The sequence below is a fragment of the Rhodococcoides kroppenstedtii genome (genome assembly GCF_900111805.1).
Classification (GTDB): domain Bacteria; phylum Actinomycetota; class Actinomycetes; order Mycobacteriales; family Mycobacteriaceae; genus Rhodococcoides; species Rhodococcoides kroppenstedtii.
Genome location: NZ_FOJN01000002.1, coordinates 312592 through 336724, shown reverse-complemented (window position 1 = coordinate 336724; position 24133 = coordinate 312592). Strand labels below are relative to the sequence as shown.

General features: G+C 70.6%; 25 protein-coding genes. 10 read left to right on the top strand and 15 right to left on the bottom strand.

Annotated features, from left to right (window positions below; genetic code table 11):
• Positions 1-78: 78 nt before the first annotated feature.
• The 3 genes from BMZ18_RS03695 to BMZ18_RS03685 form a co-directional block, all read right to left on the bottom strand.
• Positions 79-927 (bottom strand): TIGR02569 family protein, encoded by an 849-nt coding sequence (locus BMZ18_RS03695; RefSeq protein WP_371828480.1) that lies wholly within the window; start codon positions 925-927, stop codon positions 79-81.
• Positions 928-994: 67 nt separating this feature from the next.
• Positions 995-2155 (bottom strand): molybdopterin-synthase adenylyltransferase MoeB, encoded by a 1161-nt coding sequence (gene moeB / locus BMZ18_RS03690; protein ID WP_068362398.1) that lies wholly within the window; start codon positions 2153-2155, stop codon positions 995-997.
• On the bottom strand, positions 2155-3153 hold the full coding sequence (locus BMZ18_RS03685; RefSeq protein ID WP_068362400.1) for a DUF3152 domain-containing protein: 999 nt from the start codon (positions 3151-3153) through the stop codon (positions 2155-2157). The genes moeB and BMZ18_RS03685 overlap by 1 nt, the downstream gene beginning before the upstream one ends.
• A gap of 149 nt (positions 3154-3302) precedes the next feature.
• Here BMZ18_RS03685 and fasR point away from each other — a divergent pair, with 149 nt between their 5' ends.
• Positions 3303-3953 (top strand): HTH-type transcriptional activator FasR, encoded by a 651-nt coding sequence (gene fasR, locus BMZ18_RS03680; RefSeq protein WP_068101880.1) that lies wholly within the window; start codon positions 3303-3305, stop codon positions 3951-3953.
• 96 nt (positions 3954-4049) lie between these two features.
• Here the strand turns inward: fasR and BMZ18_RS03675 are convergent, their stop codons facing one another.
• Together BMZ18_RS03675 and BMZ18_RS03670 are read right to left on the bottom strand one after the other, a co-directional pair.
• Positions 4050-4283 (bottom strand): DUF3107 domain-containing protein, encoded by a 234-nt coding sequence (locus BMZ18_RS03675; RefSeq protein ID WP_068101882.1) that lies wholly within the window; start codon positions 4281-4283, stop codon positions 4050-4052.
• Positions 4284-4412: 129 nt separating this feature from the next.
• Positions 4413-5120, bottom strand: coding sequence for a ferritin-like fold-containing protein (locus BMZ18_RS03670; protein WP_068101884.1), 708 nt, complete (start codon positions 5118-5120; stop codon positions 4413-4415).
• A 318-nt stretch (positions 5121-5438) separates the two neighbouring features.
• On the opposite strand from BMZ18_RS03670, the gene BMZ18_RS03665 reads away from it, so the two are divergent.
• Entirely contained in the window at positions 5439-7145 is a 1707-nt protein-coding gene (locus BMZ18_RS03665) for a DEAD/DEAH box helicase (RefSeq protein ID WP_068362401.1), read from the top strand.
• Positions 7146-7164: 19 nt separating this feature from the next.
• Positions 7165-8412, top strand: coding sequence for an Rv3212 family protein (locus BMZ18_RS03660; protein WP_068362403.1), 1248 nt, complete (start codon positions 7165-7167; stop codon positions 8410-8412).
• 37 nt (positions 8413-8449) lie between these two features.
• On the opposite strand, the gene BMZ18_RS03655 is transcribed toward BMZ18_RS03660, so the two are convergent.
• Together BMZ18_RS03655 and BMZ18_RS03650 are read right to left on the bottom strand one after the other, a co-directional pair.
• A complete protein-coding gene (locus tag BMZ18_RS03655; RefSeq protein ID WP_068362478.1) occupies positions 8450-9241 on the bottom strand; it encodes a ParA family protein in 792 nt (263 codons plus the stop codon).
• 64 nt (positions 9242-9305) lie between these two features.
• Positions 9306-10871 (bottom strand): DHA2 family efflux MFS transporter permease subunit, encoded by a 1566-nt coding sequence (locus tag BMZ18_RS03650; protein ID WP_082894985.1) that lies wholly within the window; start codon positions 10869-10871, stop codon positions 9306-9308.
• Positions 10872-11027: 156 nt separating this feature from the next.
• Here BMZ18_RS03650 and BMZ18_RS03645 point away from each other — a divergent pair, with 156 nt between their 5' ends.
• A complete protein-coding gene (locus tag BMZ18_RS03645) occupies positions 11028-11687 on the top strand; it encodes an acid phosphatase (RefSeq protein ID WP_068101889.1) in 660 nt (219 codons plus the stop codon).
• Positions 11688-11766: 79 nt separating this feature from the next.
• Here the strand turns inward: BMZ18_RS03645 and BMZ18_RS03640 are convergent, their stop codons facing one another.
• Positions 11767-12207 (bottom strand): hypothetical protein, encoded by a 441-nt coding sequence (locus BMZ18_RS03640; protein ID WP_068362404.1) that lies wholly within the window; start codon positions 12205-12207, stop codon positions 11767-11769.
• Between the two features lie 71 nt (positions 12208-12278).
• Here BMZ18_RS03640 and BMZ18_RS03635 point away from each other — a divergent pair, with 71 nt between their 5' ends.
• Positions 12279-13304 (top strand): diacylglycerol/lipid kinase family protein, encoded by a 1026-nt coding sequence (locus BMZ18_RS03635; protein ID WP_068362407.1) that lies wholly within the window; start codon positions 12279-12281, stop codon positions 13302-13304.
• A 263-nt stretch (positions 13305-13567) separates the two neighbouring features.
• Positions 13568-13822: a WhiB family transcriptional regulator gene (locus BMZ18_RS03630; protein WP_068101895.1), complete on the top strand. Its 255-nt coding sequence runs from the start codon at positions 13568-13570 to the stop codon at positions 13820-13822.
• A 115-nt stretch (positions 13823-13937) separates the two neighbouring features.
• Here the strand turns inward: BMZ18_RS03630 and BMZ18_RS03625 are convergent, their stop codons facing one another.
• Together BMZ18_RS03625 and BMZ18_RS03620 are read right to left on the bottom strand one after the other, a co-directional pair.
• Positions 13938-15428 (bottom strand): sensor histidine kinase, encoded by a 1491-nt coding sequence (locus BMZ18_RS03625; protein WP_068362410.1) that lies wholly within the window; start codon positions 15426-15428, stop codon positions 13938-13940.
• Positions 15429-15446: 18 nt separating this feature from the next.
• A complete protein-coding gene (locus BMZ18_RS03620; protein ID WP_068362482.1) occupies positions 15447-15662 on the bottom strand; it encodes a biotin/lipoyl-binding carrier protein in 216 nt (71 codons plus the stop codon).
• Positions 15663-15783: 121 nt separating this feature from the next.
• On the opposite strand from BMZ18_RS03620, the gene BMZ18_RS20290 reads away from it, so the two are divergent.
• Positions 15784-15858 carry a 50S ribosomal protein bL37 gene (locus BMZ18_RS20290; RefSeq protein WP_110293457.1) on the top strand — a complete coding sequence of 25 codons (75 nt, stop codon included), beginning with the start codon at positions 15784-15786 and terminating at the stop codon, positions 15856-15858.
• Positions 15859-15925: 67 nt separating this feature from the next.
• On the opposite strand, the gene rsrA is transcribed toward BMZ18_RS20290, so the two are convergent.
• Both rsrA and BMZ18_RS03610 read right to left on the bottom strand, forming a co-directional pair.
• Complete coding sequence (gene rsrA / locus BMZ18_RS03615) at positions 15926-16261, bottom strand: mycothiol system anti-sigma-R factor (RefSeq protein WP_068362411.1); 336 nt, start codon at positions 16259-16261, stop codon at positions 15926-15928.
• Positions 16258-16881 (bottom strand): sigma-70 family RNA polymerase sigma factor, encoded by a 624-nt coding sequence (locus BMZ18_RS03610; RefSeq protein WP_201133059.1) that lies wholly within the window; start codon positions 16879-16881, stop codon positions 16258-16260. The genes rsrA and BMZ18_RS03610 overlap by 4 nt, the downstream gene beginning before the upstream one ends.
• 400 nt (positions 16882-17281) lie before the next feature.
• On the opposite strand from BMZ18_RS03610, the gene BMZ18_RS03605 reads away from it, so the two are divergent.
• Genes BMZ18_RS03605 through rsgA form a run of 3 tightly spaced genes read left to right on the top strand, consistent with a single transcriptional unit; the run spans position 17282 to position 20117 of the window.
• Complete coding sequence (locus BMZ18_RS03605; protein WP_068362485.1) at positions 17282-17803, top strand: YbaK/EbsC family protein; 522 nt, start codon at positions 17282-17284, stop codon at positions 17801-17803.
• Between the two features lie 17 nt (positions 17804-17820).
• Positions 17821-19131 (top strand): 3-phosphoshikimate 1-carboxyvinyltransferase, encoded by a 1311-nt coding sequence (gene aroA, locus BMZ18_RS03600; protein WP_068105820.1) that lies wholly within the window; start codon positions 17821-17823, stop codon positions 19129-19131.
• The gene (rsgA, locus tag BMZ18_RS03595) at positions 19071-20117 is read left to right on the top strand and encodes a ribosome small subunit-dependent GTPase A (protein WP_371828478.1); all 1047 of its coding nucleotides are present in this window, start codon (positions 19071-19073) and stop codon (positions 20115-20117) included. The genes aroA and rsgA overlap by 61 nt, the downstream gene beginning before the upstream one ends.
• A gap of 30 nt (positions 20118-20147) precedes the next feature.
• On the opposite strand, the gene BMZ18_RS03590 is transcribed toward rsgA, so the two are convergent.
• The 3 genes from BMZ18_RS03590 to BMZ18_RS03580 form a co-directional block, all read right to left on the bottom strand.
• A complete protein-coding gene (locus BMZ18_RS03590) occupies positions 20148-21401 on the bottom strand; it encodes a fatty acid desaturase family protein (protein ID WP_068362415.1) in 1254 nt (417 codons plus the stop codon).
• 82 nt (positions 21402-21483) lie between these two features.
• Complete coding sequence (locus tag BMZ18_RS03585) at positions 21484-22749, bottom strand: fatty acid desaturase family protein (RefSeq protein WP_068362420.1); 1266 nt, start codon at positions 22747-22749, stop codon at positions 21484-21486.
• A gap of 233 nt (positions 22750-22982) precedes the next feature.
• A complete protein-coding gene (locus tag BMZ18_RS03580) occupies positions 22983-24098 on the bottom strand; it encodes a ferredoxin reductase (RefSeq protein WP_068362487.1) in 1116 nt (371 codons plus the stop codon).
• Positions 24099-24133: the final 35 nt, after the last annotated feature.

Below are 24133 nucleotides of genomic sequence, written 5' to 3'. Positions count from 1 at the left end.
CGGTACTGACGGCGGCGGCCGTCTCGTCGGTACTGACGGCGGCGGCCGTCTCGTCGGTGCCGACGGCGCCGCCCGGCTCTAGAGCAGGAGCCGCACCAGGTCGGCGGTCCGCGCGAGGCCGGGGTACGCCTCGGCTGTCGAGCGAGGGTGCAACGCGTGGACGGCGAGCCGGAACATGATGGCCCGCAACAACATCTGCGGCCATTCCGGGAGGTCCTCCCACCGGCCGACCAGGCCGTCGTCCGCACCGCCCCAGGACACCGCGTCGACGACGACCACCGCCGCGGCCCATGCAGCGGGACGCCAATAGGGGGTGATGTCGGTCAGTCCGGGCGCGCGGGCGCCGTCGAAGAGCACGGTGCCGAACAGGTCCCCGTGGACCAACTGGTCCGGCTCCTGCACCGGTCGCCGCAGCGTCGCGAGCCGGCCGATCAGTTCCATGCTGCGTACCCCGTCGGGCGACGTCGGCTCCACCGCCCCGCCCGCGCGGGCCGACCGGAACGGAACCGGTTCCCACGCAGCACGATCCGCCGCGACGAACACGTCGACGTCGGACCACGGGGCCACCGGCGGCTGGGTGAGAAACCGCGGCTTCTCCAGCGCGGACGTGGCCACGTGCAGTCGGGTGGCCAAGGAGACCACCTCGTCGTGCCGAGGTTCGGGCGCGCCCTCGATGTAGGTGTCGGCGCGCCACCCGGACACGACGTACCGGCCGTCCGTGGACCGCACCGGGCGGGCGAGCCGCACCCCCTCGACCTCGAGCGTCTCGCGGACCTTCGCCGACCAGGCACCGCGCGCGTGATCGGCCACGGGCGAGAGCACGACGTCACCGAGACGCCATCCGCCGTCCCAGTCGTCGCCGAGCGGGACCGGGTCGGAGCCGCGGAGGCCGAAGGTGCCGATGACGTGCTGAGGTGGTTCCGGCATCATGCGTCCGACCGTACCGCCACGGCGACCGTCGTCCGGGACCTCGGCCCGTCGGGAGAACGGCGGGTCAGTAGGAGGGCAGGGAGGGGTCGATCTCGCGGATCCAGGCGTCGAGGCCGCCGCGGAGATGATGGGCGTCCGCGACACCCGCGGCCCGAAGGACGGCGAGCGCGTCGGCGGACCGCTCCCCCGTCTTGCAGTAGAGAACGACGGGCCTGTCGCGGGGAATGTCGCCGGTCGCGCTGCCGTCGAGCACCCCGCCGACCGGCACGAGAGTCGCACCCTCGAGGTGCGCGATGTCCCACTCGACGCGCTCGCGCACGTCCACCAGCGCGACCGGACCGTCGCCCGCGAGGAGCTCGCGGACCTCCTCCGGTTCGAGGTCCCCGTCGACCGTGAGCGGCGGCGTCGGCAGACCGCAGAGCACCTCGTAGTCCTCCGCGACCTCGGTCACCGGCGCACGGCCGGGATCGCGACGCACCGTCACCGTGCGGAACGCCATCGCCCGCGCGTCGTAGATCAGCAGGCGACCGAGCAACGGGTCACCGACACCGGTCACGAGCTTGACGGCCTCGGTGGCCATGACCGATCCCACGACCCCGCACAGCACGCCCAGCACGCCGGCCTCGGCGCAGGACGGCACGGTGCCCGGCGGCGGCGGATCGGGATACAGGTCGCGGTAGTCGATACCGCGACCGCCCGGCGCCGCGTCCCAGAACACCGACACCTGCCCGTCGAAACGGTGGATCGACCCGAACACGTAGGGCACGCCCGCCACCGCGGCGGCGTCGTTCACCAGGTAGCGGGTGGCGAAGTTGTCGGTGCCGTCCACCACCAGGTCGTACTGCCGAAAGATGTTGGCGGCGTTGCGCGGAGCGAGACGCAGCTCGTGGACGCGCACCTCGATGCTCGAGTCGATGCGCCGGATCGCGTCCCGCGCACTGGCCCCCTTGCCGCGCCCGACGTCGGCCTCCCCGTGCACGATCTGACGCTGCAGATTGGAAGAATCGACCTCGTCGAATTCGACGATGCCGATGGTGCCCACCCCGGCCGAGGCGAGATACAGCAGCACCGGCGAGCCCAGGCCGCCCGCGCCGACCACCAGCACCCGTGCAGCGCGCAGCCGCCGTTGGCCGACCGTGCCGACATCGGGCAGCAGCAGATGACGGCTGTAGCGCGCGACCTGGTCGGGCGTCAGCGGCGGTCCCGGGGCGACGAGCGGCTCCATCACGTGCGCGGATAGGGCCAGGGGTTGAATCGGCACACCTTGCCGTCCATGGGGACGACGCCCTCCGGGTCGAGCGTCGCGATGTCGTCGTTGGCCGTGCCGAAGGTCTGCTGCATCATGATCGGCGCGAGGCCGCCGTCCGTCTCGCACGGCTGGTGCGCCTGGTACCCGATGGCGTGGCCCACCTCGTGATTGACGACGTACTGGCGGTAGGAGCCGATGTCGCCCTGGAACGCCGTCGCACCGCGCACCCACCGCGGCTCGTTGAGCACCACGCGGTCGATGCCGGGGTTGTAGCAGGACACCTCGAGCTGGATGTCGTAGCCGCAGACGTCCCGCACCGTCATCTGCGAGGTCAGGGAGACCCGGAAGTCGGGATCACCCGTGTCGACCCGCCGGAACGCGAACCGCGGGTCGTTGGTCCAGCTCTTCGGGTTGGACAGCGTGGCGTCGACGAAGCGGCCGAAGGACTCGTCACCGCCGAACCCCACGGTGTCGATGCCCTCCTCGATCTCCACGGTGTAGGTGAACACACGCTCGGTGCCCTGCCCCACCTGGTCGGTCGTTCCCGGCACGACGCGCCAGGTGCCCGCGCCCTGGACGGCGAACGGTCCGCCGTCGGGCATCTGGCCGGAGGGAATGCTGTCGGCGAAGTTCCCGTCGCCCGCGGGCGGTACGCCGATCACGTCGGTGCCCTCGGACGTGTTGGACAGGGCGGGGAAGCCGGGGGCGGAATCGGGCGACGCGGCCGTGCCCGGATCGCGCACCGCGTCGACGATGACGAGCACGGTGACGACGAGCAGGATCGGCAGGGCGTAGGCCCGCCAGCCGTAGGTGGCGACGAACCGACCCACCCGGCTGCGCTTCTTCGCGGTGCGTTCGGGGCGCGGCGGGCGCGGGCGACCGGCGTCGACGGCCGTCGGATCCCACTGCGCCCGGAGCGGCTGATGAGATCGCCGCGCCCGGTCCGCGCGCTGCGGATGCCCTCGATCGCTCACCGATCCAGGTTCTCACACGTGCCCGACCGCTCGGATCGGCGCGCCGGGGTATCGTCGACACGATCTGCAGAACGACATGCCGCGCCCTACCGCTGAGCCGAGAGATCCTCGTCCGTCGGCCGACGCGGCGGATGGGACGGTAGTACCAGATGACCGATGTCGCCGACCGAAGCTCGTCCGTCGGGGCGGGAGCGGGGCGTCGCAGCGCCCGCCTTCCCCGCGATGCGCGCCGCGCGCAACTGCTCACCGCGGCCGGCGAGATCTTCGTGGCCCGTGGCTACCACGCCGCCGGCATGGACGAGATCGCCGAGTGTGCCGGTGTCAGCAAACCCGTTCTGTACCAGCACTTCCCGGGCAAGCTCGACCTGTACGTGGCGGTGCTCGGCAACTACGTCGACACGCTCATCTCCGGACTGCGCCAGGCGCTGCGGTCCACCACGGACAACCGCAAGCGCGTGCGCGCCGCCGTCCTCGCGTTCTACGACTTCGTCGACAACGACACCCAGGGTTTCCGCCTCGTGTTCGAGTCGGATCTGATGGGCGATCCGCAGGTGCAGTCCCGCGTGGACCAGGCCACCGAAGCCTGCGTCGACGCCGTCTTCGATCTGGTCAGCCACGACTCCGGGCTCGACCCGCACCGCGCCCGCATCCTCGCTGTGGGCCTCGTCGGCGCCAGCCAGTTCACGGCTCGGTACTGGCTCGAGGCCGACCGGCCGATCACCAAGGAAGAGGCCGTGGACACCACGGTCACCCTGGCCTGGGGCGGCCTGTCGCACGTGCCCCTGCAGGCCGGGTCCTGACCGACCTCGAGCGTCACCGACCTCGAACGCACCGGACGACGAACGGCCCCGCACCTGCTCGGTGCGGGGCCGTTCGCTGTGCCGGAGTTGGTCCGGTCAGGACGCCGTGACGGTCGAGAATCCGACGCGCCGGCTGTCCGACGGGCCGATCTCGACGTAGGCCAGCTTGGCTGCGGGGACGAGGAACTTGCGGCCCTTCTCGTCGAGCAGGGTCAGCACGCCCTCGCCGCCGAAGGCTCCGGAGACCAGCGCCTCCACCTCGTCGGGAGTCTGGGCGCTGTTGATCACCAGTTCCCGTGGGCTGTCCGAAATTCCGATCTTGACCTCCACGGCCGACCTCCACGTCGTTGTCGTTGGTGCCTGTCTGTTCGTGGTCCAGGCTAGTGCAGGGGCCGGTCGCGACACGGCCTCCGACACCACGCCCTGAGCGAACAGCCGGACGACTGCCGGTGGGGCCGCTCAGACGAGGCCGAGGGTGGCCATGCGCTCGGAATGCCGCACCTGCATGCGGTCGAACAACGCGACGATGCCGGTGAAGTCGCCCGACGCCGTCATCACCAGCTCGGTCAGTTCCTCGCGCTGGGCGAGGACGAACTGGGCCTGGGTGATCGCCTCGCCCAGCAGCCGCCGTCCCCACAGCATCAGGCGATCCTTGGCTGCGGCGTCCTCGGCGACACGGGCCACCACCTCGGAGACGACGAACTCCGAATGCCCCGTCTCGGCGAGCACCTCGCGCACCGTCGCGGCGACCTCGGCGGGCAGGCTGTGCGCGATCTCGCGGTAGAAGTCGGCGGCCAACCCGTCCGCGACGTAGGTCTTGACCAGGACTTCCATCCACGTCGACGGCAGGGTCGATGCATGGTAGGCGTCGAGGGCGGCGGCGAACGGTTCGGTGACCGACAGGACGTCACGCCCGCGGTCGCGGAGCGCGGCCTCGAGCACCTCGAAGTGGTTCATCTCGGCGGCCGCCATGCTCGCCATCGCGATTCGGTCGCGCAACGTCGGCGCCATCGCGGCGTCCTCGACCAGACGGTAGAAGGCGGAGATCTCGCCGTACGCGAGCACGCCGAACAGGCTCACGACGCCCGGGTGATCGGCGGACACGACACCCGGCGCGGACGCGCCGTCGACCTGCTGCGTCCGCCCGCTGACCCCAGTGCTCTCCATGGCCACCGACCCTACCGCCGGACACGTCGGAACGGCCGATACCGCCGCCCGAGCGACGCCGGGCTAGAATGGGCGTGACGGCGCTGCGTCCGTACGACGGCGGCCGTGTCCCGGACACGGTCGATTCACCGCTACGGCCACCGCGGCGCCGACACCCGACACTGTGCGCGCACTCGGTTCGTGCCTGCCGCCGATCGTGTCGCCGGGGTTGTCGCGACGGACCGTGTCCGTCGCCACCGCCGGCCGACGGCGCCGCGGGCTGCAAACGGACTCGGGGGCATCGACATCGGCCGTCACTCGGCCTGGCCCTCGTGGTGCGTGCGAGACCCGAGAGAGGCCGGACCCCTGAGCAAGATCACCGTCGACCACGAGAACGACGCCCCCGCGGAGACCACCGTGTCCGCCGCGTTGGACACCACCCACACTCCCCCCACCTTCGCCGAGCTCGGCGTGCACCCGCAGATCGTGCGCGGCCTCGCCGACATCGGCATCGATCGCACCTTCGCCATCCAGGAGCTCACGCTTCCGCTGGCCCTCGCCGGCGACGACCTCATCGGTCAGGCTCGCACCGGCATGGGCAAGACCTTCGGCTTCGGCGTGCCCTTGCTGCACCGCCTGGCCACCGGTCCCGCCGACGGCTCGGGCACGTCGGTGCTCGACGGCACCCCGCGAGCGCTGGTCATCGTCCCGACGCGCGAGCTCTGCGTCCAGGTCACCAGCGACCTCGAGAACGCCGCCAAGCATCTGCAGTCGGCCGACGGACCCGTCCGGGTCATGTCCATCTACGGCGGTCGTTCCTACGAGGCGCAGATCGCCACCCTGCAGGCCGGCGTCGACGTGGTCGTCGGTACCCCGGGTCGACTGCTCGACCTGGCCAAGCAGGGGCACCTGGTGCTCGGCAAGGTCGGCGTGCTGGTCCTCGACGAGGCCGACGAAATGCTCGACCTCGGCTTCCTCCCCGACATCGAACGTCTCATGGGGATGGTCCCGGACAGCCGCCAGACCATGCTGTTCTCGGCGACCATGCCGGGCCCGATCATCACCCTGGCCCGCACGTTCCTCACGCAGCCGACGCACATCCGCGCGGAGGAGGCGGAGTCCTCCGCCGTCCACGAGCGCACCGCACAGCACGTCTACCGCGCGCACGCGCTGGACAAGGCCGAGATGGTGGCCCGCGTGCTGCAGGCCGACGGACGCGGCGCGACGATGATCTTCACCCGCACCAAGCGCACCGCCCAGAAGGTAGCCGACGACCTCGCCGAGCGCGGATTCGCCGTCGGCGCCGTCCACGGCGACCTCGGGCAGATCGCGCGCGAGAAGGCGCTCGAGAAGTTCCGCGCCGGCAAGATCGACGTTCTCGTCGCCACCGACGTCGCGGCCCGTGGCATCGACATCGACGACGTCACCCACGTCATCAACTACCAGTGCCCGGAGGACGAGAAGACCTACGTCCACCGCATCGGTCGCACCGGTCGCGCGGGCCGCACCGGCATCGCCGTCACCCTGGTCGACTGGGACGACATCCCCCGGTGGCAGCTGATCGACAAGGCGCTCGGGCTCGACATCCCCGAGCCCGCGGAGACGTACTCCAGCTCCGAGCACCTCTACACGGAGCTGAACATCCCGCGCGACGCCACCGGCAGCATCGCCCGGCCGTCCCGGACGTCGTCCGACGACACCTCGGCGGACTCGAAGTCCGGTGCCGACCGTGCCGCGTCGTCCGGTTCCGACCGCGCGTCGTCCGACGACGCCCCGCGTGCTCCGCGTCGCTCGCGGAACCGTCGTCGCACCCGTGGCGGCAAGGCCGAGACCGGCGCCGACCGCGGCGCGGCCGACACCACCGCCACCACCGCCACCACCGCGCCCGACTCTCCCGGTGCGGACACGTCCGCCGCGGAGGGCAACGGCTCGACCCGTCCCCGTCGCCGTCGTCGTCGCGGCTCCGGCCGCGGCGGGGCGGCCGCGGGGTCTGCTTCCGCCGGGTCGACCGACGGCGCCTCGGTGACCGCCGCAGCACGCGACTGACCGGCCGGCTCAACGGCCCGTGCTCGCACCCGAACGGCGCACCCGCGCCGACGTGATCGCCGCCGCCACCATCGCCGTCCTGGTGATGGTGGCGGCGGTCGTCGTCTGGTGGAACAGCGACGCCCGCGGCACCACGTCGGTGGTCGCCGAATCCCCGGTGGGGCCGCCGCCCTCGGCGCTGTCCGTTCCCGAGTCTGTCGGCGAGCTCTGGCGAACCGACGACGCCGGATCGGGCACGCCGTTCGTCGTGGGCGGCACCGTGATCGCCTCGGACGAGCACACCGTGCGCGGTCTCGACCCGGCGACCGGCGACACACGCTGGAGCTACACCCGCGATCGCGCGCTGTGCGCCGTCGTCGGCGCCTGGGACGCCGCCGTGGCCACCTACCGCGACGATCGCGGGTGCGGACAGGTCACCGAACTCGACGGCGCGTCCGGCGCGCGCGAGGACCAACGCACCAACGACGCGGACGATCCGGCGCGGCTGAGCTTCGACGTAACCTACGTCACCCAGGCGGGGTCGACGCGGCTCGAGGTGTGGCGGTCCGATCTGGTGCGCACACTCGAGTACGGACGAGTCGACGCTCCCGTGAACCCGGGCTCGCAGCCGCGCAGCGGATGCACGCTGATCTCGACCGCCTCGGCCAGCAGCCGAGTGGCCGTGCTCGAGCGGTGCCCCGGCGAGACCGGCCTGCGCCTGACCACGATGAACCCGGCCCCGAAGGACGCGACCGTCCCGGAGGTCTACGGGTCGACCGTGTTGGCCGACGTCTCCCCCGACGTCGAAACCGCCCGCGTCCTCGCCGTCGTCGGCGACCGCATCGCCCTCTACCTGCCGCCGTCGGACACCGTGGTGGGACGGGTGGCCCTCTTCGACGGCTCGGCGACGTTCCTCTCGGCCGTCCCGATGGACGAGCCGGTGACCACCACGTGGCCCACCGCACGCGCCTCGGACCTGGTCCGCACCGGATCAGTGCTGGTGTGGTGGACCGGATCCGTCGCGGTGGGCTTCGACCAGGCGACGCTCGAGCGCCGGTGGGTCCTGCCCGCCGCCCTCGGCGCGGGAGCCGTCATGGCCGGGCAGCTCCTCGTCCCGGTTCCCGGTGGCCTGGCCGTGACGGACACCGAATCCGGCACCGTCTCCCGCACCCTCCCGGTCACCCGCGAGGACGCGGCCGCACCCGTCTCCGTCACGGTGCTCGGCACCCGCGTCGTCGAGGGCAGACGAGGCGCGGACGGCGCCGGGACCACCGTCGTCCTCGGCTGAGTCGTGTCCCGGTAGGGACCGGGCCGGCGTCGGCCCCCTACTCGGCGTCGTACGTCTGCAGCGCCGCGCCGCCCGTCCAGTACGCGTCCAGGTTGCGCGCCAACTCGCGGTAGGCCTCGGCACCCTTGTTCTTGCGGCCCGAGATCACCGAGGTACCCGACGCCGACGCCTCGGCGAAGCGCACGGTCCGCGGGATGGGCGGAGCGACGACGGGAATGTCGTACTGACCGGACACGTCCGCGAGCACGTCACGACTGTGCGTGGTCCGCGCGTCGAAGAGCGTGGCGAGCGCCCCGAGCAGCTCCAGGTCCGGGTTGGTGATCTGCCGGACCTCCTCGACCGTGGTCAGCAGCTGCCCCACACCGCGATGGGCCAACGTCTCGCACTGCAGCGGGACGAGGACCGCCGTGGCGGCCGTGAGACCGTTGAGCGTCAGCACGCCCAGCGACGGCGGGCAGTCCAGCAACACCACGTCGTAGTCCGCCGCCACCGGCGCCAGCGCCCGCTTCAGCGTGTACTCCCGGCCGGGCCGCATGAGCAGAAGCGCCTCCGCACCCGCGAGGTCGATGGTCGACGGCAGGAGATCCACGCCGTCGTCCGTCGACAGAATCGCCTCCCCGACGGGCAACGCCGCGGTGAGCACCTCGTGGACCGACGCGGTGAGCTTGTCCGGGTTGTGGCCCAGCGAGAAGGTGAGCGATCCCTGCGGGTCGAGGTCGACGACCAGCACCCGTCGTCCCGACGCCGCCAGGGCCGCGCCGAGGGAAGCCACGGTGGTCGTCTTGGCGACGCCACCCTTCTGGTTGGCCACGGCCAGAATCGTCGTCACGCGCACGATCTTGTCATCACGGCCGACCCCGCGCCGCACCTCGCCCCGGTGTGGCGCGACGAGGTCAGTGCAGCAGCGTCGGTGCAGCGCCCGCCCCGGCGGTCGGCGTGACCTTGCGACGCGGCAGCAGGAACGCCGGGACGAAGGTGAACGCCACGATGATCGTCGCCACCAGGAAGGTCGACCCGAACGCGTCCGCGGCCTGGGCGAGCCCCGCCTCCACCGCACCCGGCGGCAGGGCCGCGGCGATCTCCGGGTCGCTCTGCGCGGCCATCGCCGGGCCCGCGGCGGCGCGATCGAGCAACTGGTTCGTCAGCACCACCGAGATGACCGCGGTACCCACCGAGCCGGCGGATTGCTGGATGATGTTCATCAGCGTCGATCCACGGGCCACCGACGCGTCGTCGAGCGTCTGCAGCGCGGCCGTCATGATCGGCATCATCGTCGCGCCGAGGCCCAGACCCATGACGAACAGGCCGCCCAGCAGGATCACGTAGGACGTCGACGGACCCACCTGCGTGAACACCGCCATACCCGCGGTGACCAGGGCCATGCCGGTGATCACGATGCGTCCCGGACCGATGCGGTCGGCGAGATTGCCGGCGATCGGCATGGACACCATCGCGCCGAGGCCCTGGGGTGCCAGCAGCAACCCGGCGGCCAGCGTGGTCTCGCCCCGCACCTGCAGGAAGTAGCTGGGGAAGATCAGCCCGGCACCGAAGAACGCGATCGCGAACAAGCTCATCGCCACGACGGCGACGGACAGCGAGCGGTTGCGGAACAGGCGCAGATCGATCAGCGGGTGCTCGGTCCGCAACGCGTGGACCACGAAGGCGGCGACGAGGGCCAGGCCCACCACCGCGGACACGAGCACGCGGGCGGACAGCACGGTGCCGGTCTCGGGAATCGACGAGACGCCGAAGAGAAACAGTGCGAGGCCCGGCGAGAGCAGCAGCATTCCGACCACGTCGAAGGACTGCGACGGCTGCGGAGCGTCCTTCGGCAGCACCGTCCACGCCGCGACCAGGGCGACGATGCCGATCGGCACGTTGATGAGGAATATCCAGTGCCAGCTCGCGGCGTCGATGAGCCACCCGCCGAGAATCGGTCCGGCGATCGGGCCGAGCAGCATGGGCACACCGAGCACGGCCATGACGCGACCGATGCGATCGGGCCCCGCGGCGCGGGTCAGAATCGTCATGCCGAGGGGCATGAGCATGCCGCCGCCGAAGCCCTGCAGCACGCGGAACACGATGAGCGAGGTGATGTCCCACGCCACGCTGCAGAGCATCGAGCCCGCGACGAAGAGAACCAGAGCCGTCAGGTAGAGACGCTTGGTGCCGAAGCGGTCCGCGGCCCACCCGGTCAGCGGAATGACGGAGGCGAGGGCCAGCGTGTAGCCGGTCATCGTCCAGGCCACACTCGCGTAGGTCGTCCGGAACTCGGCCGCGAACGTCGGCAACGCGACGCTGACCACGGTCACGTCGAGGATCGACATGATCGCACCGATGACGATGACGCCCGCAATCTTGAGCACGGTCGCGTCCAGGCCGCGCTCCGCGGCGGCGGTCGCAATGGAGGGCTCGTCCGCTCCGGTCGCCGGGACGGACTCGGTGGTTCGATCGGTCATGATCGGTGACTTCCTTCTCTCGCGCACTCGTTCCTCGCTTCGAGAGCGGTGGGAGGAACCCGAGAAGTAAACATGCATACGGCCGGTTTGTTCCAGCGAGTTCTCCGAGACCTGCGTCACCGACGAACCTGTGTCGTCGATGAGCCTGCGTCACCGATGAGGAAGGATCGCGTCGTGCTCGACGACCACGGCCGTGACCACCGCCCCGAATCCGATCCGCTGCGCCCGGACGCGCGCGTGGTGCTGCTCCGCCACGGGGAGACCGACTGGGCGCGCACGGGGCGGCACACCTCGGTGACGGACGTTCCGCTGACCGAGCGTGGCGAGGATCAGGCGCGGGCCGCCGGCGCGCGGATCGCGGCGCTGGGCCTGCGCGACCCGCTGGTGGTGACGAGCCCGCGGGCGCGGGCCCTCCGCACCGCGGAACTGGCGGGCCTGCCGGTCGACCGCCGGTGGGACGCCGTGCGCGAGTGGGAGTACGGCGAGTACGAAGGGCTGACCACCCCGGAGATCCGTCGGGAGGTCCCGCACTGGACGGTGTGGACTCACCCCTGCCCGGGTGGCGAGACGGCGGATGCGGCGTCGTCGCGCGCGGACCTCGTGCTGTCGGTGGTGTCGGCGACGCTGCCGGAACGAGACGTCGTCGTGGTCGGGCACGGGCACTTCTCCCGCGTCCTGATCGCCCGGTGGATCGGTGAACCCGTCACCGAGGGACGGCGTTTCGCCCTCGGGCCGGCCGGGTCGACGGTCCTGGGATTCGAGCACGGGTTCCGGCAGGTGGTGTCGCACAACGTGCCGCCGGAGCACGGAGCGTAGCGGAGCTGCGACCAGCTGAACCGGAGCACGGAGCGTAGTGGAGCTGCGACCAGAGGAGCCGGAGCACCGAGCGCAGGGATTACGCCGGTCGGTCGGCGTCCGGTCGGTCGTCCGGATCGGCGTACTCGGTGACCATCCAGCGGGCGGCCGGCGGGCAGAACAGGCAGACCAGGACGACGACCACCACGACGCCGAGGACGGTGCCGAGGACCGGTCGATCGGAGTCGGTGAGCAGGGACCACACCACTGGGAGCAGCAGCAACTGAGCGACCAGCGCCAGTGCTCGTCCCCAGCGATGTCCGAGGACGAGGGCGATGCCACCGGTCAGGACGGCCCCGCCGAGGACGGCGAACCAGATGGCGCTGCCGAACCCGTTGACGACGGATTCGTCCGCTCCGGCGAGACCGCGGACGACCAGGACGACGGCCACCACGACGGCGACGGTCCCCTCGAGCGAGACCAGTGCGCCCGCGATCCGCACCGGGAGCGGGGTGGCGGTCGACGGGGGTGTGGCGGACACACGGTCACCCTAGAGCACCACCCGGCGCGAGCGACGGGAGCCGACGACGGCCGCGTCTAGTCTGGAGCCTCGTGCGAGCCATCCTCATCGTGAACCCCCACGCCACCTCGACCACTCCCGCCGGTCGTGACCTGGTGGCACACGCGTTGGCGAGCCGGGTGAGCCTGCAGGTCGCCCAGACCACGCATCGCGGGCACGCCACCGAGTTGGGTCGCGAGGCTCGTCGGGCCGGTCTGGACCTGGTGATCGTGCACGGCGGCGACGGCACGGTGAACGAGGTGGTGAACGGCCTGCTGGGCACGCCCGCGCCGACGTCGATGCAGTCGGTCACCGTGGGTCCGGTGCCGCTGCTGGCCGTGGTCCCGGGTGGGTCGGCCAACGTGTTCGCTCGGTCCCTGGGTATCGAGCGCGATCCCGTCGCGGCGACCAATCAGCTGATCGATCTGATCGGGGCCGAGCAGCGTCGACGCATCGGCCTCGGCTACTGCGTCCGGGTGGTCGACGGTCGATCGGACGATCGGCGCTGGTTTCTCTTCAACGCCGGGATGGGTCTCGACGCCGACGTCTGTGCGGCGATCGACAAGGGCCGGCGTAGCGGGGAGCCGGTGTCCCCGTCCCGGTACGTGCGCACGGCGATCGCGACGTTCTTCCGGCGCAAACGTGCGGACCCGAAGTTGTCGGTCCGGGTCGAGGACGGGCCCGAGGAAAACGGCGTGCATTACGTCTTCGTCACCAACACCGACCCGTGGACGTATTTGAACGATCGCCCCGTTCGTACCAATCCGACCACGCGTTTCGAAACCGGACTCGGGGTGTTCGGGATGCGGACCACCGCGGTACTGCCGTCTCTTCGTGTGGTGGCGCAATTGCTGTCCCCGTCGCGCGAACCGTCGTCGTCGAGACTGCTGCGTACCGACGACACGCGGTGCGTCGTGGTGCGCGCGAGCGATCCCGTCGGTCTTCAGGTCGACGGCGACTACCTGGGCGAACGGACCGAAGTGCGGTTCGTGTCCGCACCGGACGCGCTCGATGTCGTGGCGCCCCGAGCCGACCTCGGTGTGTCGAACCACGCGGAAACGGGTACGACGCCGCGATGAGCGAACGTCACCGCACCTCGGTAGGTCCGATGACCGGATCGTCAGTGAGCTTGGCCACGGAGACCGCGTCGTCTATTGACTTATCCCTGGTTCGTGAAAGCATTCACAAGTAACAGCGCGGAAACATGCTTCGGCTCGCTCGCGAACTGTTCGACAACAAGACCGTGAAAACCGGCTGAAAGCCCCCTGTAAGCCCTGAACGCGTCCGTCGACGCGACCACGAAACGACAAGCGCGTGCGCGCGCTCGGTGAGGAGTAAGAAGATGGATTGGCGCCACAAGGCTATCTGTCGCGACGAGGACCCGGAACTGTTCTTCCCGGTGGGAAACAGCGGCCCGGCTCTCGCCCAGATCGCCGATGCCAAGGTCGTGTGCAACCGCTGCCCCGTCACCGCGGACTGCCTGGCCTGGGCCCTCGAGTCCGGCCAGGACGCCGGCGTGTGGGGTGGCATGAGCGAGGACGAGCGTCGCGCGCTGAAGCGTCGTAACGCGCGCACCCGCGCTCGCTCCGCCGTCTGACCCGAGGCAGAACGCTCGAAGAGGTCGAAAGCCCGGCACCCACGGGGGTGCCGGGCTCCGTCGTGTGCCGGGCTCTGTCGTGTGCCGGGCTTCGTCTGTTCGGCGAATGCCGCACTCACCCGCGTCGCGTCAGCCCGACCGGGACCCGGACCGTCGCGTCGGTCCCCCCGTCCGGCCCACCCGCGACCGCGATGGAGCCGCCGAGTTCGACGTCGACGAGCGTGGTCACGATCTGCAGACCCAGTCGACCGGACGTGCGCGGGTCGAAGCCCGGTGGAACGCCGCGGCCGCTGTCGCGCACGGTGACGGTGAGTGTGTGCGCGGACCGCTCGGCCAGGATGTCCACCCGCCCCGACGCGCCCGATTCGAAGCCGTGCTCGAGGGAGTTCTGAATCAGTTCGGTGAGCACCATGACCAGTGGTGTCGCCCGTTCCGCGGGGAATCGACCGAGCGCGCCGTCGCGCCGCACCGCGACGTCCGCCGAGACCGAGCCCACGTCCGCCATCACCGGCAGCAAGCGGTCCACCACCTCGTCGAGGTCGACCACCTCGTCGACGGAGTTGGACAGCACGTCGTGCACCAGGGCGATCGACGTCACGCGACGCTCGGATTCCTGCAACGCCGTGCGGGCTTCGCCGTTCTCCGTCCGACGCGCCTGCAGCCGCAGCAGCGCCGCGACGGTCTGCAGGTTGTTCTTCACTCGATGGTGGATCTCGCGGATGGTCGCGTCCTTGCTGAGCAGGGCACGGTCGCGTCGCTTGACCTCGGTCACGTCACGGACCAGGACCACCGCTCCCAGCGGACGGTCCGCGCGCCGAAGGGCGAGCGTGCGCAGCAGCACGGTGGCTCCCCGTGCGTCGATCTCCATCCGGCGTCCCCCGGCGTCGCGCACGGCGGCGCCGATGTGCGCGGCGATCTCGTCACCGTCGAACGGGTCGGTGACCAACCCGCGTGTCGACGCCGCGAGGTCGTGACCCGCCAGATCGGTGGTCAGACCCATGCGGTGGTACGCGGACACGGCGTTCGGGCTCGCGTAGGTCACGATGCCCGCGGTGTCGAGACGGATGAAACCGTCGCCCACCCGGGGGCTCGAGTTGACGTCGCCCGGCTCGGCGGCGGTCGGGAACGTGCCCTCCGCGATCATGTCGCCGAACTGTGCGGCCGACTCGCGGTACGCCGCCTCGAGCAGACTCGGCGGTCGCCGGGACACCGGGGCGGACTCGCGCGTCAGGACACCCACGACGCGTCCGCGGACCCGCACCGGCACGGCGTCGGCGACCGGGACGTACTCCCCCGCTTCCACGCCCGGTCGGGCCGCGGACCGCTCCACGGCACCCGAGTCGAAGCACTGCGCCACTTCGGGGTGCTCGTCGTCGTCCACGACGGCCCCGACCTTGTCCATCGGGATCACGGTCGGTGCGGTGGTGGGGCGACACTGAGCGACGCAGAGGATGCGAGCGGGCGCCGCCGTGGGAACCCAGAGCAGGACGTCGGCGAACGAGATGTCCGCGAGGAGTTGCCACTCGCTGACCAGCCGTTGGAGATGGTCGACGGCGTGACCGGGCAGATCGGTGTGTGCGGCGAGCAGTTCCGACAGCGTCGACACGGGCGGGTGGCGTGCGAGTCAGGCGATGACGGCGATGAGGTCGCCCTGCTGGACGACGTCGCCCACCGCGACGTCGACCGAGGCGACGGTCCCGGCGGACTCCGCCAGCACGGGAATCTCCATCTTCATCGACTCCAGGATGACGACGGGATCGCCTTCCGCGACGCGGTCACCCGGCGCGACCACGATCTGGAACACCGTCGACACCATCTCGGCCCGAACGTCCTCGGCCATCTCGCTGCCCACCCCTCGTCGTCGGAGAACCGCGCGGTCACCGTCGGCCGGTGCGCGGCCGGTCGCGGTACAGCCAACCACACGTGAGAAACTGGAGCGAACGAGAAGGAAGGAGATCGCGATGGGCAAGCGAGGACGCAAGAAGCGCAGCCGCAAGGGGAACGCCGCCAACCACGGCAAGCGACCCAACAGCTGAATCCTCACCACTCGGTGACGACGACGGGGCCGGACACGCATGGCGTGTCCGGCCCCGTACTCGATCGTCAGCGACGCCCGGATTCGACGTCCGTGCCCCGAGTGTTCGTGTCGAGAGAGTCCGTCTCGATCACGGTCACGGTGCGACGTATCTCGATCTTCAACCGTTCCCGCAGACCGTCCGGCGCGCGGTCACCGCCGCACTTGCGGCCCACCAGCGACTTGATCTTCTCCTCGATGCCGTACTGGGCGAGGCAGGAACCGCAGGAGTCCAGGTGCTTCTGCACCCGCTGCCGACTGGCCTCGTCGCACTCGTTGTCGAGCATCACCCAGACGTCCGCGAGGACGGCGGAGCAGTCGAGCTCCTCGAACTGGCTGTCGTCGTCGACATCTCGCGAGCTCATCGCACGACCTCCTCGGGTGCGGTGGTGCGCAGGAAGCCTCGCTCCCGTGCGACCTCGGCCAGTTCGTGCCGCAACTGCTTGCGGCCGCGGTGCAGCCGGGACATGACGGTGCCGATCGGCGTACCCATGATCTCGGCGATCTCCTTGTACGGGAACCCCTCGACGTCGGCGTAGTACACGGCCATCCGGAACTCCTCCGGAAGGGCGGCGAGGGCAGCCTTGATGTCGTCGTCGGGCAGCGTGTCGAGAGCCTCGACCTCCGCCGACCGCAGACCCGTCGACGAGTGCTCGGCCGTGGCCGCCAACTGCCAGTCGGTGATCTCGTCGGTCGGGTACTGCGCCGGCTGACGCTGCTTCTTCCGATACGAGTTGATGTACGTGTTGGTCAGGATGCGGTAGAGCCACGCCTTGAGGTTCGTGCCCTCACGAAAGCTCTTGAACGCCGTGTACGCCTTGATGTAGGTCTCCTGGACCAGATCCTCGGCGTCGGAGGGGTTGCGCGTCATGCGCAGCGCAGCGCCGTACAACTGGTCCACGAGCGGCAGCGCGTCCCGCTCGAATCGCGCGGTCAGATCTTCGGCACTGGCCCGGGAACGGATTCCGTCCTCGGTCTCGAGCACCGCCGGATCGACTGCGCCCGTGGTGGTGCCGGGCTGGTCGTCCGTCACGGGGGTCCCTTCGGTTGCCGCGGTCGACACGGTTGCGGCGGACGTCTCGCCCACCGACACGGCAGCGGCGGGAGCCGCGCCGTCGACCTCGTACCACCACGATACCGGCGGGATGACACGCTTCGCGGTCACCGCCCGGGACCGTGCGACGTGCTCGTCGACTGATGTCGCGATCACCCGGTCGCCTCCTCTCGATGGAGTCCTTCTCACGTGTCCGCGTCGTCGCCGCGGCACGCTCTCGTCGTCGGTGCAACAGCGAGCTCCGCCCACCTGTTCCCGCTGCCCACCCGGCGGTGCCGACAGACGTCCACCGGGCGGTGCCGACCGCGGCCCGTCGGGCACGATGATCGACATGGCAGGAACGGCCACTCCGGCGACCACCGTCCTCGACCGGTCCGGCGTGTCGTACCGGCTGCACACCTACGTTCACGCGAAGGGCACCACGCGCTTCGGCGAGGAAGCCGCCGACGTCCTCACCGCTCGTCTCGGGGTCGACGCGGTCCGCATCCTCAAGACCCTCGTGATCACCGCGTCCGGCGGAGCGGCTACGCGGCCGTTCACGGCCGTCGCGGTGCTGCCCGTGACGGCGACGCTCTCGACGAAGGCCGCGGCCGCCGCACTGGGGGCCGGTCGCGCTGCGATGGCCGATCCGGCGGTGGCGCGCCGGGCGACGGGGTACGTGCTCGGCGGGGTCTCGCCCCTCGGGCCGTGGTGCACGGGCGCCCGACCCGCGCTGCCCACGGTCGTCGACGAGTCCGTCGCCGCCGCGGACACCGTGTTCTGCAGCGGCGGTCGCCGCGGGCTCGAGATCGAGATCGCCCCGGCCGACCTGATCGCCCTGACCGGCGCGGTCCTGACGGACCTCACTCGCTGACGCGCGGGAATGAGAGACTGACCACCGTGACGTACTGGACCGCCCCCACCGCCACGCGCCCGGTGCGTGCCACCGTCGACGTACCCGGCTCGAAGTCGCTCACCAACCGTGCGCTGGTCCTCGCCGCTCTGGCGGACGGCCCCTCCACGATCACCGGTGCGCTGCGCAGCCGGGACACCGACCTGATGATCGAGGCGATCCGCACGCTCGGCGCGACCGTGGAGGTCACCGGCGACCGCGTCCGGGTCACGCCCGGACCGCTGACCGGGGGCACCGTCGACTGCGGCCTGGCCGGCACGGTCATGCGGTTCGTGCCCCCGCTGGCGGCGCTGGGCTCCCGCACGTCGCACTTCGACGGAGATTCGCACGCCCGGAACCGGCCGCAGCGCACGGTGCTCGACGCGCTGCGCGCGCTGGGTGTCGAGGTGCACGGCGACAGCCTGCCCTTCGACGTGGTCGGCACCGGCTCGGTCCGCGGCGGCCGCGTCGAGGTGGACGCCTCCGGATCGAGTCAGTTCGTTTCCGGCCTGCTGCTGTCGGCCGCGCGCTTCACCGACGGGGTGACCTTCGAGCACGTCGGTCCCCCGGTGCCGTCCATGCCGCACATCGACATGACGGTGGCGATGCTGCGGGAGAGCGGCGTGCAGGTGGACACGCCGGCCGAGACCGGACGGGCGAACACCTGGCGGGTCCACCCCGGACCGATCGCGGCCGTGGACCGCACCATCGAGCCCGACCTGTCCAACGCCACGCCGTTCCTCGCGGCGGCAGCGGTGACCGGCGGCGCCGTCACCGTGCCGCGCTGGCCGGCCACCACCACCCAACCCGGCGACGAGTTCCGCGCCGTGCTCGCGGCGATGGGAGCGACCGTCACCGCGGACGAGGCCGGCGTGACCGCCCACGGACCCGACCGGCTGGTGGGCATCGACGTGGATCTTCACGACATCGGCGAACTGACCCCGACCGTCGCGGCGATGGCGGCGCTCGCGTCGTCGCCCTCGCGACTGCGCGGGATCGCGCACCTCCGCGGCCACGAGACCGACCGCCTCGCGGCCCTCGCCGCCGAGCTGACCGCGCTGGGCGGCGACGTCGTCGAGACCGACGACGGGCTGGCCGTCACACCGGTCGCCCTCACCGGCGCACCGTGGCGCGCCTACGCCGACCACCGGATGGCGACGGCGGGAGCCGTTGTGGGACTGAGGGTCCCGGGAGTGCGGATCGACGACATCGATTCCACCGCGAAGACGCTGCCCGGGTTCGCCGATCTGTGGCAGCGCATGCTCGACGGGGACGCCCCCGGCCCGTCGCGACGCGAGGCCCGGTCCTGACCCCCCGCCGCTACGACGAGTCCGACGTCCGGATCCGGCCGGGCAAGGGCACGCGGCCGCGGACCAAGACGCGGCCGACGCACGCCGACGCCCGGCGCGCGATGGTCGTCTCCGTCGACCGGGGACGCTGGGGGTGTGCCCTGGACGAGGATCCGGCGCGCGTCGTCGTCGCGATGCGGGCGCGGGAACTCGGTCGCACCCCGATCGTGGTCGGCGACAGCGTCGGCGTGGTCGGAGACACGAGCGGCCGAACGGACGCCCTCGCGCGCATCGTGCGTGTCGAGGATCGACGAACGGTGTTGCGGCGCACCGCCGACGACACCGATCCGTACGAGCGGGTGGTGGTCGCCAACGCGGACATGCTGCTGATCGTCGTGGCACTGGCGGATCCGCCGCCCCGCTCGGGCTTCGTGGAACGGGCGATGGTGGCGGCGTTCGTCGGCGGGCTACGCCCCGTGCTGTGCCTGACCAAGGACGACCTGGCCGACGCCGACGAGTTCGCCGCGATGTTCGCCGGCCTCGACGTTCCGGTGGTCCTGGTGGGACGCGATCGGCCCCTCACCGAACTGACCGCCCTGATCGCCGGGTCGTCGTCGGCACTGATCGGTCATTCGGGGGTCGGCAAGTCGACGCTCGTCAATCGAGTGGTGCCGGGCGCCGACCGCGCCACCGGCGTCGTGTCCGGCGTCGGCAAGGGACGGCACACGTCCACGCAGTCGGTGGCGCTCCCCCTCGAGGGCGGCGGGTGGGTGATCGACACCCCCGGCATCCGCAGCTTCGGGCTCGCCCACATCTCCCCCGAGGACGTGGTGGCGGCGTTCTCGGACCTTGCCGAGACGGCCGCCGACTGCCCCCGCGGCTGCACCCACCTGGGTCCGCCGGCGGATCCGGAGTGCGCATTGGACACGCTGACAGGTCAGGCGACGCACCGCGTCGCCGCGGTACGTCGCCTGCTGGTGGCGCTCATGTCCAACGAATCCTGGTGACCTACACGCGCTTCGAGTGAGTCGACCGGGTCAGCGGCGACCGAACCGCGCCCGCAGACCCCGGCCGCTCTTCGACTCCGCAATTGCCGACAGCAGACCCTTGCGACGACCCGTCGCCGGATCGACCACCGCGGTGGTGTTCCCGCCGAAGCGGCGCTCGGATGCGGTCTCCGGGGCATCGTCCGCCGTGGCCTTGAGGAACTTGTCCGGCAACGACAGCTTGGCGATGGTCCGCCAGGACTTCGCGTACTGGGCCGGGAACGACCCCGTGGTGTAGGGCAGGTCGTACTTCTCGCACAGCGCGCGCACCTTGACGCTGATCTCGGCGAGACGGTTGCTCGGCAGGTCCGGGAAGACGTGGTGCTCGATCTGGTAGCAGAGGTTGCCACTCATGAACGCGAGCGCGGGTCCGGCCTCGAAGTTGGCGCTGCCCAGCATCTGGCGCAGGTACCACTGTCCCTGCGTCTCGTCCTTCAGATCGTGGCGCGTGAACTTCTCCGCCCCGTCCGGGAAGTGGCCGCAGAAGATCACGGCATTGGTCCAGACGTTGCGGATCACGTTCGCCATGATGTTGGCCGTCAACGTCTTTCGGAACGACGCAGTCGGCGACAGCGACGACACCGCCGGGGTCAGCGCGTAGTCCTTGAGCATCTGCTTGCCGACCTTCTCGCCCACCTCGGCGAGCTTGCGGCGCGTCTCCTCCTTGGACACGCGGCCCTTGGCGACCTTGCCGAGCTCGAGGTGCTGGACGGCGACGCCGTACTCGAACAGCAGCATCAGCAACGTGTTGTAGACGAGGTTGCCGGCGTTGAAGGGCGTCCACTTGCGGTCACGCGTGACGCGGATCAGCCCGTAGCCGATGTCGTCGTCCATCCCGAGCACGTTGGTGTACTTGTGATGGATGTAGTTGTGCGTCTGCTTCCAATGCTCGGACGGACCCGTGTTGTCCCACTCCCACGAGGTGGAGTGGATCTCGGGATCGTTCATCCAGTCCCACTGGCCGTGCATGACGTTGTGGCCGAGTTCCATGTTCTCGACGATCTTGGACACGCCGAGCATCGCACTGCCCGCCCACCACGCCACACGGTTGTTGCTGGCCAGCATGGTGGTGCGGCCGACGGCCTCGAGGGTGCGCTGGAAGCGGATGGTGTTGCGCACGTAGCGCGCGTCCTTCTCGCCCCGCGCGGCCTCGATCTCGCGACGGATGGCATCGAGCTCGTGCCCGATGGCCTCGACGTCGGCGTCGGTGAGGTGGGCGTATTCCTTGACATCGGAGATCGCCATGCATCCACTCCTCGGCAGGTGGGGGAACCCCGCACGCGGGGTCGTACCGTGGTTACCCTACCGGAAGTTACGCCTCCGTAGGTTACGGTGCCGCAGGTGTGTGCGCCTTCACAGCCCGACGGGCCTCACGCCGTGCCTCCTGTAGAGCCGACCGCAGCCCCCTCTTGCGTCCGGTGATCGGATCGAACCGCACGCGGTCCACGACGGCGGACGCCGGACCGTGGAATCGTCGCTCGGAACTGGTCTCCGGTGCGTCGTCGGACGTCCGGCGCAGCCAGCTGTTGGGCACCGACAGCTTGAAGATGGTCCGCAGCGCCTTCCAGTACTGGGCGGGCAGATGGCCCGTGGTGTACGGCAGGTCGTACTTGTCGCACAGTTGCCGCACCCGCTCGGCGATCTCCGGGTACCGGTTGCTCGGCAGGTCCGGGAACATGTGGTGCTCGATCTGGTAGCAGAGGTTGCCGCTGAGGAACGCCATGGTCGGGCCCGCGTGGAAGTTCGCGCTACCGAGCATCTGCCGCAGGTACCACTCCTCGTGCGTCTCGGTCTCGAACTGGCCCATCGTGAACTTCTCGGCGCCGTCGGGGAAATGACCGCAGAAGATCACCGCGTACGCCCACAGGTTGCGAATCACGTTCGCGGTCAGGTTCGCCCCGATGGCCCGGCGCCACGCCGGTCCCGCCAGGGCCGGGAAGAACACGAAGTCCTTGCCCACCTGCGTCGCGACCTTGCGCGCGAACTCCTTGTTGGGTTCGGACAGCACCTGCCACGGATCGACGCCCCGCTCCTCCTTGGAGGCGGCGAGATCGTGCAGCGCGATGCCCCACTCGAAGGTGAGCGCCAACACCAGATTCGCCGCCGGCTGCAGCAGGTTGATCGGCTTCCACTGCTCGTCCCGCGTCATGCGCAGGATGCCGAAGCCGATGTCGTCGTCCATGCCGACGATGTTGGTGTAGGTGTGATGCGAGTAGTTGTGGGCGCGTTTCCAGTGCTCGGAGGGGCCCGTCTGATCCCACTCCCACGACGTCGAGTGGATCTCGGGATCGTTCATCCAGTCCCACTGACCGTGCGAGACGTTGTGGCCGAGCTCCATGTTCTCGATGATCTTGCTCGCCGCCAGCAGGCCCGTGCCGAGCAAGGCCGCCGGTCGCCACCGCGAACACAGGATCGCGAGCCGACCACCGACCTCGAGCGACCGCTGCAGGGCGATGGTGCGGCGGATGTAGTTCGCGTCGCGCTGGCCACGCGACTCCTCGACATCGCGGCGGATCGCGTCGAGTTCTCGGCCGAAGGCCTCGATGTCCTCGTCGGTCAGATGAGCGAACTCGAGAATGTCGGTGATCGCCATAGGGGTGGTACTCCCTGAAGTCTCGTGGTGGCTTTCCCGCGCGGGCGCCGCGTCCGGTGGACGGGTCGAGCAGCCGGGGTGTGCCTCGCGCCGATGCGGCGGGCAGCCACGACCGACAATAGCCGACCCTCCTGAGAGCGGGGTGTGTCTCCTCCGCGGCCTCTGTCACATCGGACGGGGTTCGACCGCCCGGGCGCGCACCCGGAACAAGCGTGCGCGTGCCGGTACGGGCCTCAGAGTTCGAGGGTGCAGTCCCCCGCCGCGGCGGAGATGCACGTCTGGATGCGGTCGCCGCGCGAGTGCTCCTTGCCCGACCGCAGGTCCCGCACGTGACCGTCCGACACCGCGACCACGCACGTCTGGCAGATCCCCATGCGGCAGCCGAAGGGCATCTGCACCCCCACGCGCTCCCCGGCCTCGAGCAGGGTGGTCGCGCCGTCCACCTCGATCGTGCGGCCGGACCGCGCGAAGGTCACGGTGCCCCCGTCCTCGGCCGAGCCGGTGCGGGCGATCTCGAACCGCTCGGTGTGCAGCCGGTCGATCACCCCGGCGTCGGCCCAGTGCGCCTCCACCTCGTCCAGCATCGCGATCGGCCCGCAGGCCCACGTCTGCCGCTCCCGCCAATCCGGGAACCGCTGGTCGAGCGACCGCAGGTCGAACTTGCCGTCGGACCGCGTGAGCTGCACGTGCGACACCACCGAGTCGTACTTCGCGTCGAGCGCCTCGAGCTCCGCGCCGAACATCACGTCCGCCCGCGACGGCGCCGAATGCACGTGGACCACGTCGGGCATCTGCCCGCGCGTGTCGAGACTGCGCAACATGCCGATGACCGGCGTGATGCCGCTGCCCGCGGTCACGAACAGGATCTTCTCCGGCGGCGGGTCGGGCAGCGCGAAGTCGCCCTTCGGCGCGGCCAGGCGCACGATGGTGCCCGTCTTCACACCGTCGACCAGGTGCGACGAGAGAAAGCCCTCCGGCATCGCCTTGACGGCGATGGAGATCTGCTTGTCCTTCCAGTCGGGCGCCGAGGTCAGCGAGTAGGACCGCCAGTGCCACCGGCCGTCGACGTGCAATCCGATACCGATGTACTGGCCGGGCCGGTAGTCGAAGTCGAAGCCCCACCCCGGCTTGATGACCAGCGTCGCCGCCGTGTCGGTCAGCTTCTCGACGCGCACGATGCGGCCGCGCAATTCCCGCGCGGACCAGAGCGGGTTGGCCAGGTGCAGATAGTCGTCGGGGATCAGCGGCGTCGTGATGCGGGTCAGCGCGCCGCGCACCGCGTTCAGCGCGGGCCGCTTCGGCGCGGCCACCCCGGACACCGGTGCCTCGAGCCAGTCCTTGAATCCCATGCGGTCATTGTCCCCGACCACGTCGCTGCCCGGGG

Bases quoted from the DNA above. Each gene is read 5' to 3' on its own strand.
- BMZ18_RS03695 (WP_371828480.1), bottom strand. From the start codon at position 927: ATGCCGGAACCACCTCAGCACGTCATCGGCACCTTCGGCCTCCGCGGC.
- moeB (WP_068362398.1), bottom strand. From the start codon at position 2,155: ATGGAGCCGCTCGTCGCCCCGGGACCGCCGCTGACGCCCGACCAGGTC.
- fasR (WP_068101880.1), top strand. From the start codon at position 3,303: ATGACCGATGTCGCCGACCGAAGCTCGTCCGTCGGGGCGGGAGCGGGG.
- BMZ18_RS03670 (WP_068101884.1), bottom strand. From the start codon at position 5,120: ATGGAGAGCACTGGGGTCAGCGGGCGGACGCAGCAGGTCGACGGCGCG.
- BMZ18_RS03650 (WP_082894985.1), bottom strand. From the start codon at position 10,871: ATGACCGATCGAACCACCGAGTCCGTCCCGGCGACCGGAGCGGACGAG.
- BMZ18_RS03645 (WP_068101889.1), top strand. From the start codon at position 11,028: ATGAGGAAGGATCGCGTCGTGCTCGACGACCACGGCCGTGACCACCGC.
- BMZ18_RS03630 (WP_068101895.1), top strand. From the start codon at position 13,568: ATGGATTGGCGCCACAAGGCTATCTGTCGCGACGAGGACCCGGAACTG.
- BMZ18_RS03620 (WP_068362482.1), bottom strand. From the start codon at position 15,662: ATGGCCGAGGACGTTCGGGCCGAGATGGTGTCGACGGTGTTCCAGATC.
- rsrA (WP_068362411.1), bottom strand. From the start codon at position 16,261: ATGAGCTCGCGAGATGTCGACGACGACAGCCAGTTCGAGGAGCTCGAC.
- BMZ18_RS03605 (WP_068362485.1), top strand. From the start codon at position 17,282: ATGGCAGGAACGGCCACTCCGGCGACCACCGTCCTCGACCGGTCCGGC.
- BMZ18_RS03590 (WP_068362415.1), bottom strand. From the start codon at position 21,401: ATGGCGATCTCCGATGTCAAGGAATACGCCCACCTCACCGACGCCGAC.
- BMZ18_RS03585 (WP_068362420.1), bottom strand. From the start codon at position 22,749: ATGGCGATCACCGACATTCTCGAGTTCGCTCATCTGACCGACGAGGAC.
- BMZ18_RS03580 (WP_068362487.1), bottom strand. From the start codon at position 24,098: ATGGGATTCAAGGACTGGCTCGAGGCACCGGTGTCCGGGGTGGCCGCG.